This is a genomic window from Streptomyces sp. NRRL S-1813 (genome assembly GCF_000719605.1).
Lineage (GTDB): Bacteria > Actinomycetota > Actinomycetes > Streptomycetales > Streptomycetaceae > Streptomyces > Streptomyces decoyicus.
In genome coordinates this window covers 918,043-930,626 of sequence record NZ_JOHB01000001.1, presented here as the reverse complement: position 1 = coordinate 930,626, position 12,584 = coordinate 918,043, and the positions used below count along the sequence as shown (strand labels likewise).

Sequence of the window (12,584 nt, the reverse complement as noted above, 5' to 3'; positions counted from 1 at the left end):
TCACTCCTGCGGCTCGACCCCGGCCCGCAGCAGCCCGTACGCATAGGCGTCGTCCAGCGCCTGCCAGGACGCGGCGATGACGTTCTCCGCGACACCGACCGTCGACCACTCGCCCCGGCCGTCGCTGGTGGACACCAGGACCCGGGTGATGGAGCCGGTACCCAGGGCGCCCTCCAGGATGCGGACCTTGTAGTCCACCAGCTCCATATGGGCCAGCTGCGGATAGATCCGCTCCAGGCCCACCCGCAGCGCCCGGTCCAGCGCGTTGACCGGGCCGTTGCCCTCGGCGGTGGCGACGATCCGCTCGCCCTTGGCCCACAGCTTCACGGTCGCCTCGTTGGCGTGCGTACCGTCCGGGCGGTCCTCGACGATCGCCCGCCAGGACTCGACCCGGAAGTAGCTGCGCGGCCGGCCGCCCTCCGCCCGCCGGAGCTCCTCCCGCAGCAGCAGCTCGAAGGAGGCGTCGGCGGCCTCATAGGTGTAGCCCGCCAGCTCCCGCTCCTTGACCCGCGCGACGACCCGGCCGACCAGCTCGCGGTCGTCGCTGAGGTCGATGCCCAGCTCCTTGCCCTTGAGCTCGATGGAGGCCCGCCCGGCCATGTCGGAGACCAGCATCCGCATGGTGTTGCCGACCAGCGCCGGGTCGATGTGCTGGTAGAGGTCGGGGTCGACCTTGATCGCGGAGGCGTGCAGTCCGGCCTTGTGGGCGAAGGCGGAGACACCCACATAGGGCTGGTGGGTGGAGGGCGTGAGGTTGACGACCTCGGCGATGGCGTGCGAGATCCGGGTGGTCTCGGCGAGCTTGCCCTCGGGCAGCACCGGACGCCCGTACTTGAGCTCCAGGGCGGCGACGACCGGGAAGAGGTTGGAGTTGCCGACCCGCTCGCCGTAGCCGTTGGCGGTGCACTGGACGTGCGTGGCACCGGCGTCCACCGCGGCCAGGGTGTTGGCGACGGCGCAGCCCGTGTCGTCCTGGGCGTGGATGCCCAGCCGCGCGCCGGTGTCCGCGACGACGGTCCGTACGACGGCGGTGACCTGCGCCGGAAGCATGCCGCCGTTGGTGTCGCAGAGCACCACGACATCGGCGCCGGCCTCGCTCGCGGTGCGCACCACCTGCTTGGCGTAGACCGGGTCCAGTGCATAGCCGTCGAAGAAGTGCTCACAGTCCAGGAAGACCCGGCGGCCCTGGGCGCGCAGGTAGGCGACGGTGTCCCGCACCATCGCGAGGTTCTCCTCCGGCGTGGTCCGCAGCGCCAGCTCCACATGCCCGACATGCGACTTGGCGACCAGCGTGATGACCGGGGCCCGGGACTCCAGGAGCGCGGCGACCTGCTGATCGTCCTCGACCCGGACGCCGGCCTTGCGGGTGGCACCGAACGCGACCAGCTGGGCGTGCCGGAAGTCGATCTCCTCGCGGGCGCGCTGGAAGAACTCGGTGTCCCGCGGGTTGGCGCCGGGCCAGCCGCCCTCGATGAAGCCCACCCCGAACTCGTCGAGATGCCGCGCGATGGTCAGCTTGTCGGCGACGGTGAGGTTGATGCCCTCGCGCTGCGCACCGTCGCGGAGCGTGGTGTCGAAGACGTGGAAGTCGTCGGACACCGCGCCGACGGGCCGGGGGGCGGGTTCTTGTGCGTCCGTCATGCTGGTCTGGCTCCTGTCGGGATCTCGGTCTACCGGAATAACCGGTTCCACCGCCCCTCCATGATCCCTCGCGCTCCGCCTCCGGTGAGGTGTGGACCGGAAACGAAAAAACCTCTCGCGGGTGCGAGAGGTCTGCGCGCGGGTCTGGGACGACGGTGGCCACGCCGTACTCGGTTCGTACGGGGTGGTCACTGCGGACCGGCGCGCCTGCTGCCAATAATCATGGCGAACGAGAGCACGGTCCGGAGTGTGCCACACCGCCGGGCCGGACACACGGAAGTCTCACGATGCGGTCGGACTGTCCACCGCCGCCCAGCGGCGGAGCGCGGCGGTGGCCCGTGCGCGGTCCCGGGGCGCCAGCTTTTCGATGCTCGCGAGGTGGTTGGTGTGCGGGGCCAGGCAGACGTGCGCGTCCCGGCTGCCCCGGCCCGTACGGAAGGGCTCGGCCCGGGCGGGGTCGTTCTCGCCGTACACGAAGAGCAGCTCGCTGCCGTGCTGCCGTACCCAGCGGTCGATGTCGGGCATGGCGTCCGGCTGGAAGCGCAGCGGAATGCTGCGTGGCACATAGGTGCGCATCTCCTGGATTCCGGGGTAGCGCAGCATTCCGGCCAGGTGCGGGGCGGCAAGCGACACGAAGCCGAGCTGGGTGCCCAACTGGTAGTAGGACGCGGTGACCGGGGCCAGGTGACGGTCGGAGTAGGCCGGGAGCCGGGTCACGCCTTCGAACCAGGCGTACAGCGCGTCGCCGTCGGCCGACGGCCGGGGAATACCGCCGCAGCCGTCCGCCTCTTCCTTCTGCATCCAGAAGACCATGGGCAACTGGAGCGCGGTGAGCTCCAGTACCCGGTCGGCGCCGCCGATGGTGCGGAACGTGTAGCCCTGGCCTGCGGCCCAGCGGGTGAGGCGGCCCGCCATCTCCGCTCGCCGGGCCCCCAGCATCGCGCGCTGCACCGCCGTGAGCGCGCTCCGGCAGGCGGGAGAGCCCACCCGCCGGAGGAAGCGGTCCTCGGCGGTGTCGTCCCGGTCGTCGGTGTTGTCGGGTGCCGAGTACGCGACGGACCCGGCCACATCGTGCGGGTAGAAGCGCCGGTGGTAGACGGTGGCCATACCGCCCTTGCTGCCGCCGGTGGAGATCCATGCGGCGCGGTAGACCGTCTTCAGGGCCCGGATCAGCCGGTGGTGATCGCTCGCCGCCTGCCGGATGTCGAGTTTCGACCAGTCGGTGGGGTGGGGGCGGGACGTGCCGAAGTACCGCTGCTCGACGCTGAGCTGGTTGCCCACCAGGATCCGGGTCGGCTCGGCGCGGAAGGCGGGGCCCTGGTAGGTGAGGTCGTAACCGTTGGTGTGGAGCACCATCGGCCGGACGGTGGACCGGTGGAGCAGCGACAGCCGCTGCTCGAAGCTGCCCTTGCCGGGGTGCCGGTGGTCGACGGGCTGGCGGTAGGCCAGCGCGAAGGAGCGGTAGCCGGCCGGGGCCGGGTTCTCCTTGACGACCCGCATCCCCGGTACGGCCGCGATCCTGGCGCGGATGCCGTCGGCGGCCGGGCGGGACACGGCCGCCGACGGCATGGCCGGGGGCGCCCCACCGGTCGAGGCGGTCGCCACGGACGGCGCCGCGACGGCCGGGGCCAGCAGGCCCGTCAGCAGCAGCGGCAGGAGTAAGTGCCTGGTGTTCTTCATGCCGTCCAGCCAAGCCGCCCGGCGCCGGAAGCGGATCCCCCGGAAACGGCAAGCGGCCTCCCCCGCGCGGGGGAGGCCGCTCCCGGCCAGGGCGAACGCTCAGTCGGCGACGGGTTCCCCCACCCGCGCCTTGCCGGCTCCCGCGTCCTCGTCCTGCTTGCCGACCCGGTGCAGATCGATGGTGCGGGTCTCGCGCATCGTGATGTAGACGATCAGCGAGACGGCGGCGCAGCCGGCGACGTACCAGTAGTAGCCGGACTCGATGCCGCCCTTCTTGAACCACAGCGCGACATATTCCGCGGTCCCGCCGAACAGCGCGTTGGCGATGGCGTACGGCAGGGCCACGCCCAGCGCACGGATGCCGGTCGGGAACAGCTCGGCCTTCACACAGGCGTTGATCGAGGTGTAGCCGGTGACCACGACCAGCGCCAGCAGGGCGAGCCCGAGCGCAGGCCAGAAGCTGCCGGCGTGCTTGAGCATCGTCATGATCGGCACGGTCAGGAACGTCGAGCCGACCGCGAAGGTGATCAGCAGCGGACGCCGCCCGATCCGGTCGGACAGCTTTCCGGCGAGCGGCTGGATGCACATGAAGAGGAAGAGGGCGCAGAAGCTGACCAGGGAAGCGGTCGGCTTGGAGAGCCCGGCGCTGCCCGAGAGGTACTTGGTGAGGTAGGTCGTGTACGTGTAGTACGCGACCGTGCCGCCCATGGTGAGCGCCATGACCAGGAACGCCTCGCGCTTGTGGGCCAGCAGCGCCTTGATCGTGCCGCGCGAGGGATCGGCCTTGGCGCCCTCGTCCTCGGCGTAGACCTCGGTCTCCAGCATGTTGCGGCGCAGATAGAAGACGATGCCCGCGCCCAGCGCACCGACGATGAACGGGATCCGCCAGGCCCAGCTGTGCAGCGCGTCCTCGGACATGGTGCGCTGCAACAGGATTTGCAGGCCGAGGCCGAGCAGCTGGCCCGCGGTCATCGACACGTACTGGAAGCTGGAGGCGAAGCCACGCCGGCCGGGCGCCGATGCCTCGGTGAGGTAGGTGGCGCTGGCCGCGTACTCCCCGCCGACCGACAGCCCCTGGAGCATCCGGGCGAGGAGCAGCACGGCCACACCGCCGTAGCCCGCGACCGCGTAGGTGGGCGCGATGGCGATCAGGATCGCCGAGGCGGACATCAGCGTGACGGTCAGCGTCAGCGCGGCCTTCCGGCCCTTGCGGTCCCCGACCCGGCCGAGCACCCAGCCGCCCACCGGGCGCATGAAGAAGCCGACGGCGAAGATCCCCATGGTGTTCATGAGGTTCGCGGTGTCATTCCCCTTCGGGAAGAACGAATCCGCAAAATAAACCGCAAAACTGGCATAAACGAACCAGTCGAACCACTCGACCATGTTGCCGGCCGACCCGACCCAGATCTTCTTCCATTGCTCTCGTCCCATAGCCGGTTACGGTCTCGGACCCGAAGGCCCTGGGCAAGAGCACGGGCCGCAACGATCGCAGGTACTTACGTACGTTGTGGTCATGAGGAGACCGGGGTCCGGAACCCGGCCCCACCACTGAGACCGCCGGAGGCGCGCCCCCGCCCGAGTCCGTTTCCCGTCCGGGTGAGGCGAGAAGAGCGAAGGAAGCGACATGTCCGAACCACAACCGCAACCGCAGGGACGGCCACGCCCCGTTCCCGCCACCGCCGACGAGGCGCTGGAGATCGGGCGGGGTCATTTCCCGGGCGTCTGGCCGGGCGGGGAAGAACCGGCGCTGTATGTGCAGGAATTCGACATCGGGTATCTCATCTACCCCGTATTTCCTCCCAGGGAGGACCCCACCGCCTATCCGCGGGACCCGGGAGGCTCCCACATCGTGATCTCCAAGGCGGACGGCGAGGTCAGCGCGCTGCCCAACTACCCGCCGGAGCAGGCGGTCGAGCTGTACCGCCGCCACTTCCGCCGGGAGGCGTGACGCCCCGCGCGGGGCAGCGGTGGTTCCGGTGGGGGACGGTTCGGCCCGAGGGCAGCGCCCGCGTCAGCTCTCCCGGGGGGCCAGCGACTCGTCCAGGAATTCCCGTATATGGCCGCGTACTTGTTCCCGGTCCGTGCCCGGGAGGCCGACAACGAGCTGGGAGCCGAAGCCGTCGAGGAGGGCGCGGGTGCGGGTGGCGAAGCGTTCGGCGTCGACGGGGCGGAACTCGCCCTTCGAGATGCCTTCGACGAGGAGGGCCACCAGGTCGCGGTGCCAGGCGAGTTCGAGGTCGAGCTGGCGTTCGCGGGTCTCGTCGTCGGCGTTCTGGGAACGGTTCCACACCTCCAGCCACAGCGTCCAGCGCGGGTCGCGGTGGCCTTCGGGGAGGTACAGGTCGACCAGCACGTCCAGCCGTTCGCGGGCGGTGACGCGGCGGGAGAGGGCGGCCCGGCGTTCGACGCCGAGCTGCTCCTCGCTCCACTGGAGGGTCTGGAGCAGCAGCTCGTCCTTCGTGCCGAAGTAGTAGAGGATGTGGCCGCTGCTCATGCCGACCTCGCGGCCCAGGCCGGCCATGGTCAGCCGGTCCAGGCCCTCCGCGGCGATGGTCGTCATCGCCGCGGCGAGGACCTGCTCGCGGGGCTGGCTGAGCCGGCGCCGGGGGCGGCGCACGGGACCGGGCACGGGGACCTCCGGGTCGGCCGGCCGGGGTCTGCGGATCAGACCTCGGGCTGCTGCTGGGTGATGCAGTGGATACCGCCACCCGCTGCGAAGATCGTACGGGCGTCCACCAGGGTCACCGTCCGCTCGGGGAAGAGCCGGCGGAAGATCGCGGCCGCCTCCTCGTCGCGCGGGTCGCCGAAGCCGCACAGCACCACACCATCGTTGCAGAGGTAGTGGTTGATGTAGGAGTAGTCGACCGGCTCGCCGTCCTCCTCGATGACGGTCGGCGCGGGCACCTCGATGACCTCCAGCTGCCGCCCCCTGGCGTCCGTCGAGGAGCGCAGCAGCTTGCCGATCTCGTTGCAGATCGCGTGGTCGGGGTGGTCGGGGTCGGGCTGGGTGTGGAGGAGGACGACGCCGGGGCGGGCGAAGGCGGCGACGATGTCGACATGGCCGCGGGTGCCGAACCGGCCGTAGTCGGCGGCGAGTCCGCGCGGCAGCCAGATCGCCTTGGTGGTGCCGAGGTGAGCGTGGATCTCGGCCTCGACCTCCTCCTGCGTACGGCCGCGGTTGCGGCCCGGGTCGAGCTGCACGGTCTCGGTGAGCAGGACGGTGCCCTCGCCGTCGACGTGGATGCCGCCGCCCTCGTTGACCAGGGGGGTGGCGTAGCGGTGGGCGCCGGCCAGCGTCGAGACCTGCTCGGCGATCTTCTCGTCGAGGTCCCAGCGGGCCCAGTCCTGGGCGCCCCAGCCGTTGAACACCCAGTCGGCGGCGGCGAGCCGGCCCGTGCCGTCGGTGAGGAAGGTGGGGCCGATGTCGCGCATCCAGGCGTCGTTCAGGGGCCGTTCGACGAGGTCGATGTCGTCGCCGAGGAGGGCGCGGGCGCCCTCGGACTGTCCCGGTCCCGCGACGACGGTGACCGGCTCGAAGCGGCGGACCGCGCGGGCGACGGCGGCCCAGGCGCGGCGGGCTTCGGCCAGTGTCTCGCCGCCCTCCTGGCCGAAGGTGAAGTTGGGGCCGGGCCAGGCCATCCAGGTGCGCTCGTGACGGGCCCACTCCGGGGGCATGCGGAAGCCGTCGGCGGCTGGGGTGTTCATGCGGGGGTCCTCGGGGTTCGCGGTGACGGTGGTGGGCCGTCACGGGGTGGCGGGGCGCAGTGCGGTGCGGTGCGAAGCAGTGCGGTGCGGGCTACAGGAAGTAGAGGCGGGACAGCGAGACGGTGTCGGCCGGTTCCGAGCGCATCGGGTCGCCGTCGAGGGTGACCAGACCGCTGCTCCCGTCGACCTGCACCTGTCCGACCCGGGAGTTGTGGACGAGGTTGCCGGGGCCGATGCCGCGGGTGCCGCGGACGGCGACCCGGCGGCGGCGGGTGGGCATCCCGTCCCCGCCCGCTTCGGCCGCGGCGCGCGCGACGAAGGCGACGGAGATCTCGGCGGGGGTCGCCCCGTGGGCCCCGAACTGCGGTCCGAGCACCAGGGGTTCGCAGGTGTCGGTGGCGGCGTTCGGGTCGCCGGTGACGCCGTAGGCGGGAAAGCCTGACTTCAGCACCAGCTGCGGCTTGGCGCCGAAGTACTGCGGCTTCCACAGCACGATGTCGGCCATCTTGCCGACCTCGATCGACCCGATCTCGTGCGAGAGACCGTGGGCGATGGCGGGGTTGATGGTGAGCTTGGCGACGTAGCGCAGCACCCGCGCGTTGTCGTCGTGAGCCCCGTCGCCTTCCATGGGGCCCAGCTCGGCCTTCATCTTGCCCGCCATCGCGAAGGTACGGCGTACGGTCTCGCCCGCGCGGCCCATGCCCTGGGCGTCGGACGAGGTGATGCCGATCGCCCCGAGGTCATGCAGCACGTCCTCGGCGCCCATCGTGCCGGCCCGGATGCGGTCACGGGCCATGGCGGCGTCGCCCGGCAGATCGGTCTTGAGGTCGTGGACCGAGACGATCATGCCGTAGTGCTCGGCGACCGCGTCCCGCCCGAAGGGGAGGGTGGGGTTGGTGGAGGAGCCGATGACGTTGGGGACACCGGCCATCTTGAGGACGTTGGGGACGTGGCCGCCGCCGCAGCCCTCGATGTGGAAGGCGTGGATGGTCCGGCCGTCCAGGACGCGCAGGGTGTCCTCGACACTGAGGCATTCGTTGAGGCCGTCGCTGTGCAGCGCCACCTGGACGTCGTGGTCCTCGGCGACCCGCAGCGCGGTGTCCAGGGCGCGGGCGTGCGCGCCCATGTCCTCGTGCACCTTGAAGCCGCAGGCGCCGCCCTCGGCGAGCGCCTCCACCAGCGGGGCGTCGCCCGACGAGGAGCCGCGGCCCAGGAAACCGATGTTGACCGGCCAGGCGTCGAAGGCGCTGAAGGCATGCCCCAGTGCCCAGGGGGAGTTGACGCCGACGCCCCAGACCGGCCCGAATTCCTGGCCGATGATCGTGGTGACGCCGGAGGCCAGCGAGGCCTCCATGACACGCGGTGAGAGCAGATGGACATGGGTGTCGACGGCGCCCGCGGTGGCGATCATGCCCTCGCCGGAGACGATCGACGTCCCGGTGCCGACGACGACATCGACGCCGTCGAGGGTGTCGGGGTTGCCGGCCCGCCCTATGGCGTGGATACGGCCCTCCCGGATGCCGACGGACACCTTGCGGATGCCCTGGACGGCGTCGATGACCAGGACGTTGCTGATCACCACGTCGCAGGTCTCCCGGACCGCGGCGGCCTTGAGGTGCAGCCCGTCCCGGGCGGTCTTGCCGAAGCCGGCCAGGAACTCGTCGCCGGGCTTCTGGGCGTCGGACTCGACCCGGACGACCAGGCCCGAGTCGCCGAGGACGACCCGGTCGCCGGCCCGCGGGCCGTGCACCGACGCGTACTCGTGAGGGTCGATGGTCCCTGTCATGCCTGTTCCTCCGCTCCCAGGTAGCCGCAGGCGGCGGCCCGCCGCAGCGCTTCGGTCTTCGCGCCCGGTGCGTCCAGCGGGCCGTCCACCAGACCGGCGAAGCCGATCGCGATCCGGTCGCCGCCGATCGGGACCAGTCCGATCTCCGAGGCGCCGCCGGGGTCGAACCGCACCGACGAGCCGGCCGGGACGCACAGCCGCATGCCGTACGCGGCGGCGCGGTCGAAGTCCAGCCGGGGGTTGGCCTCGAAGAAGTGGAAGTGCGAGGTGACGCTGACCGGCACCGTCGCGGTGTTGCGCACGGTCAGGCGGACCGTGGGCGCGGGCTCCGGGTCGGCCGGGCCCGGGAGCACCGCGCCGGGCGCGGGTGTCGCGTCGTCCCCGGCGGCCGACGGGCCGGCGCCGATCGGGTCGGTGACCACCGCGAGCCGGGAGCCGTCGTCGAAGACGGCTTCCACGTGCACCTCGGTCACGACCTCGGCCACGCCCGGCAGCACATCGTCCGGGCCGAGCACACCGCGTGCCGCCTCGATGGCCTGAGCGAGGCGGCGCCCGTCCCGCGCCGCCTCGCAGACTGTGTCCGCGATCAACGCGGTCGCCTCGGGCACATTCAGCTTCAGTCCGCGGGCCCGGCGCGTCCGCGCCAGCTCGGCCGCGCCGAACAGCAGCAGCCGGTCGCGTTCCGTCGGGGTCAACCGCATCCGGCCACTCCTCCAGGTCGATTAGAGCGACACTCTAACCATGAAATCGGTCGACAGGAAAGTATTGACCAGGGCCAGGGGGATGAGCGACATTGAGCGCTGCTCTAAATGTGCGGCCAATAGAGCGCCGCTCTAAATGATCTCGCCGCGCGAACACCTCGCGAGCACCACGCGAAGCGCACCCACCACAGCACGGAGCACTGCACACGGAGCGCTGCTCACACACTGTTGTCCGGCCTCTCAGGGGAGCCCTCATGCCGATCGAACAACGCGGAGTCGACACCATCCCGGACGAGGAACGCACCAGCGGCCCTCGCGACCTGATCTCGATCCTGCTCGGGTCGAACCTCGCCCTCGGCGTGGTGATCTTCGGCTGGCTCCCGGTCTCCTTCGGGCTCGGCTTCTGGCCCTCGGTGACCTCCCTGGTGGCGGGCACCGCCGTCGGCACGCTGCTGACCGCGCCGCTCGCGCTGGTCTCGCTGCGCAGCGCCACCAACCTCTCCACCAGCAGCGGCGCCCACTTCGGCGTGCGCGGCCGGCTGATCGGCTCGGTCATCGGCCTGCTGCTGTCGCTGGGGTACACCGCGCTGACCCTGTGGGTCGGCGGCGACGCGGTCGTCGGCGCTCTGCACCGCCTGACCGGACTGCCGTCGAGCGGTGCGACGTACGCGCTGGTCTACGCCCTGCTGGCGGGCACCACCGCCCTCGGCGCGGTCTACGGCTACCGGGTGCTGCTGCGGCTGAGCAAAGTGCTCGCCGTCGGCCTGACCCTCCTGCTGGCCGTCGGCATCGTCGCGTACGCGGGCACCTTCACCACGGCCCCGCCGCACGGCAGCAGCTATCTGCTCGGCGGCTTCTGGCAGACCTGGCTGCTGGCCGCCGTCTCCGCGGGCCTCAGCGGCCCCATCGCGTTCATCACCCTGCTCGGCGACTACAGCCGCTACATCTCCCCGCACCGGCACAGCTCCAGGAAGGTCTTCGGCGCGACCTGCCTGGGCCTGGTGGTCGGCCTCCTGGTGCCGCAGCTCTTCGGCACGTTCACCGCGCTCGCCGTCGGTGCCGGCGAGGACTACGCGGGCCCGCTGGTGGCCGGCGCCCCGTTCTGGTACCTGGCGCTGCTGCTGCTCAACGCCTCGGCCGGCTCGGTCGGCAACGCCGGCCTGATGCTCTACAGCATGGGCCTCGACCTGGACGCGATCCTGCCGCGCGCCACCCGTACCCAGGCCACCTACGTCGTCGCCGGACTCGCGACCACGCTGGTCTACGCCGGCCACTTCCTGTGGGCCGCGCAGGACGCGATGACCTCGTTCGTCCTGCTGATGACGGCCGTCGGCACACCCTGGGCAGTGATCACCGTGATCGGCTTCACCCGCTGCCGCGGCGCGTACGACCCGGAGTCCCTTCAGGTCTACAACCGCGGCACCCGCGGCGGCGTGTACTGGTACCGGTCGGGCTGGAACGTCCAGGCCGCCGTCGCCTGGGCGCTGGGTTCGGTGGTCGGCCTGCTGGGCGTGGACACGCCCTTCTACCGGGGGCCGCTGCTCCCTGTGACCGGCGGGATCGACGTCAGCTTCCTGCTCGCGGCGGCCGTCGGCGGTATCACCTACCTGGCCCTCACCGCCCGGGACCCGCGCCCGGTCGCGGCCCTGCGTGCCGCACCGCCCGCTCCCCCGGCGGCCGCGGTGGAGGCTCCCGCGGAGGTCGGCTGAGCCGGCCCGGACACGGCCGAGGCCGCCCCGACAGCGCGTCGGTGGCGGCCTCGGTCAGATACCGGGAGCCCGGGTCAGCCCAGGGGGTGCATCCAGCCGTGCCGGTCCTCGGCGATACCGCGCTGGATGTCGAGGAGCGCGTCCCGCAGCTTCAGCGTGACCTTGCCGGGCTCACCGCCGGACTGGGCCCACTCGCCGCCCGCGCTCTTGACCGTGCCGACCGGGGTGATCACGGCGGCCGTGCCGCAGGCGAAGACCTCGGTGAGCGTGCCGTTCTCCGTGTCGGTCTTCCACTGGTCGATGGAGACCCGGGCCTCCTCGGACTCGTAGCCCAGGTCGCGGGCGACCGACAGCAGGGAGTCACGGGTGACGCCGGCGAGCAGCGAGCCGGTCAGCGTGGGGGTGACGATCTTGTCCCCGTACACGAAGTACAGGTTCATGCCACCGAGCTCCTCGACCCACTTGTGCTCCACGGCGTCGAGGTAGGCGACCTGGTCACAGCCGTGTGCGGCTGCCTCGGCCTGCGCGAGCAGCGACGCGGCGTAGTTGCCGCCGGTCTTGGCGTCGCCCATACCGCCGGGGACGGCGCGCACCCGGTCCTCGGACAGCCAGATGGAGACGGGCTTGACGCCACCGGCGAAGTACGCGCCGGCGGGCGAGGCGATGACCACGAAGAGGTACTCGTTGGCGGGCTTCACGCCCAGGCCGACCTCGGTCGCGATCATGAACGGGCGCAGGTAGAGCGACTCCTCGCCGCCGTGCGCGGGCACCCAGCCCTTGTCCTGCTGGACCAGCAGATCGCACGCCTCGATGAAGGTCTCGACGGGCAGCTCCGGCATGGCCAGCCGGCGGGCGGAGGCCTGGAAGCGCCGGGCGTTGGCGTCGGGGCGGAACGTGGCGACGGAGCCGTCGGGCTGCCGGTAGGCCTTGAGGCCCTCGAAGATCTCCTGCGCGTAGTGCAGGACATTGGTCGCCGGGTCGAGGGAGAGCGGCCCGTACGGCACGAGCTGGCCGTCGTGCCAGCCGCGGCCCTCCGTCCACTTGACCGTCACCATGTGGTCGGTGAAGTGGCGGCCGAAGCCGGGGGCGGCCAGGATCTGCTCCCGCTCCGCGTCGGAGAGCGGATGCGAGGAGGGCTTGAGCTCGATCGTTGGCGTCGTCATGAATGCGTGTCCTTCACTGCGTGTTCCGAGACCTGGGGCACCCTCCCAGCACTTGCTGGGAGAGCATTCACCGGCCCAGCCCTCCGGCCGGGGGTACGGGGTCGGCCCCCACCATGCGGCACCGGTGCGGTTTGTGGCGACCGCGCACGATTTCTTGAACGTACCGGTCGTTACTGGGACGTCCGAGTTTCCTCGCGGG

10 protein-coding genes are annotated in these 12,584 nt (G+C 71.4%); 2 read left to right on the top strand and 8 right to left on the bottom strand.

From position 1 onward, the window contains the following. The 3 genes from cimA to IF67_RS0104185 form a co-directional block, all read right to left on the bottom strand. Positions 1-1,641, bottom strand: coding sequence for a citramalate synthase (cimA, locus tag IF67_RS0104195; RefSeq protein ID WP_030982210.1), 1,641 nt, complete (start codon positions 1,639-1,641; stop codon positions 1-3). A 282-nt stretch (positions 1,642-1,923) separates the two neighbouring features. Next, positions 1,924-3,321 carry a S28 family serine protease gene (locus tag IF67_RS0104190; protein WP_030982208.1) on the bottom strand — a complete coding sequence of 466 codons (1,398 nt, stop codon included), beginning with the start codon at positions 3,319-3,321 and terminating at the stop codon, positions 1,924-1,926. 99 nt (positions 3,322-3,420) lie between these two features. Beyond that, on the bottom strand, positions 3,421-4,752 hold the full coding sequence (locus IF67_RS0104185; protein ID WP_030982207.1) for an MFS transporter: 1,332 nt from the start codon (positions 4,750-4,752) through the stop codon (positions 3,421-3,423). Between the two features lie 193 nt (positions 4,753-4,945). On the opposite strand from IF67_RS0104185, the gene IF67_RS0104180 reads away from it, so the two are divergent. Beyond that, the gene (locus IF67_RS0104180) at positions 4,946-5,269 is read left to right on the top strand and encodes a hypothetical protein (protein WP_063754292.1); all 324 of its coding nucleotides are present in this window, start codon (positions 4,946-4,948) and stop codon (positions 5,267-5,269) included. A 63-nt stretch (positions 5,270-5,332) separates the two neighbouring features. On the opposite strand, the gene IF67_RS0104175 is transcribed toward IF67_RS0104180, so the two are convergent. The 4 genes from IF67_RS0104175 to ureA form a co-directional block, all read right to left on the bottom strand. After that, positions 5,333-5,950 (bottom strand): TetR/AcrR family transcriptional regulator, encoded by a 618-nt coding sequence (locus tag IF67_RS0104175; protein ID WP_030982203.1) that lies wholly within the window; start codon positions 5,948-5,950, stop codon positions 5,333-5,335. A 35-nt stretch (positions 5,951-5,985) separates the two neighbouring features. Then, entirely contained in the window at positions 5,986-7,026 is a 1,041-nt protein-coding gene (locus tag IF67_RS0104170) for an agmatine deiminase family protein (RefSeq protein WP_030982201.1), read from the bottom strand. Between the two features lie 91 nt (positions 7,027-7,117). Continuing rightward, positions 7,118-8,812 (bottom strand): urease subunit alpha, encoded by a 1,695-nt coding sequence (locus tag IF67_RS0104165; protein WP_030982200.1) that lies wholly within the window; start codon positions 8,810-8,812, stop codon positions 7,118-7,120. Further along, positions 8,809-9,513, bottom strand: coding sequence for an urease subunit gamma (gene ureA / locus IF67_RS0104160; protein ID WP_030982199.1), 705 nt, complete (start codon positions 9,511-9,513; stop codon positions 8,809-8,811). The genes IF67_RS0104165 and ureA overlap by 4 nt, the downstream gene beginning before the upstream one ends. A 254-nt stretch (positions 9,514-9,767) precedes the next feature. On the opposite strand from ureA, the gene IF67_RS0104155 reads away from it, so the two are divergent. Continuing rightward, the gene (locus IF67_RS0104155) at positions 9,768-11,222 is read left to right on the top strand and encodes a cytosine permease (RefSeq protein ID WP_030982197.1); all 1,455 of its coding nucleotides are present in this window, start codon (positions 9,768-9,770) and stop codon (positions 11,220-11,222) included. A gap of 74 nt (positions 11,223-11,296) precedes the next feature. Here the strand turns inward: IF67_RS0104155 and IF67_RS0104150 are convergent, their stop codons facing one another. Beyond that, a complete protein-coding gene (locus IF67_RS0104150) occupies positions 11,297-12,385 on the bottom strand; it encodes a branched-chain amino acid aminotransferase (RefSeq protein WP_030982194.1) in 1,089 nt (362 codons plus the stop codon). Between the last annotated feature and the right edge of the window lie 199 nt (positions 12,386-12,584).

Bases quoted from the DNA above. Each gene is read 5' to 3' on its own strand.
- cimA (WP_030982210.1), bottom strand. From the start codon at position 1,641: ATGACGGACGCACAAGAACCCGCCCCCCGGCCCGTCGGCGCGGTGTCC.
- IF67_RS0104190 (WP_030982208.1), bottom strand. From the start codon at position 3,321: ATGAAGAACACCAGGCACTTACTCCTGCCGCTGCTGCTGACGGGCCTG.
- IF67_RS0104185 (WP_030982207.1), bottom strand. From the start codon at position 4,752: ATGGGACGAGAGCAATGGAAGAAGATCTGGGTCGGGTCGGCCGGCAAC.
- IF67_RS0104180 (WP_063754292.1), top strand. From the start codon at position 4,946: ATGTCCGAACCACAACCGCAACCGCAGGGACGGCCACGCCCCGTTCCC.
- IF67_RS0104170 (WP_030982201.1), bottom strand. From the start codon at position 7,026: ATGAACACCCCAGCCGCCGACGGCTTCCGCATGCCCCCGGAGTGGGCC.
- IF67_RS0104165 (WP_030982200.1), bottom strand. From the start codon at position 8,812: ATGACAGGGACCATCGACCCTCACGAGTACGCGTCGGTGCACGGCCCG.
- ureA (WP_030982199.1), bottom strand. From the start codon at position 9,513: ATGCGGTTGACCCCGACGGAACGCGACCGGCTGCTGCTGTTCGGCGCG.
- IF67_RS0104155 (WP_030982197.1), top strand. From the start codon at position 9,768: ATGCCGATCGAACAACGCGGAGTCGACACCATCCCGGACGAGGAACGC.
- IF67_RS0104150 (WP_030982194.1), bottom strand. From the start codon at position 12,385: ATGACGACGCCAACGATCGAGCTCAAGCCCTCCTCGCATCCGCTCTCC.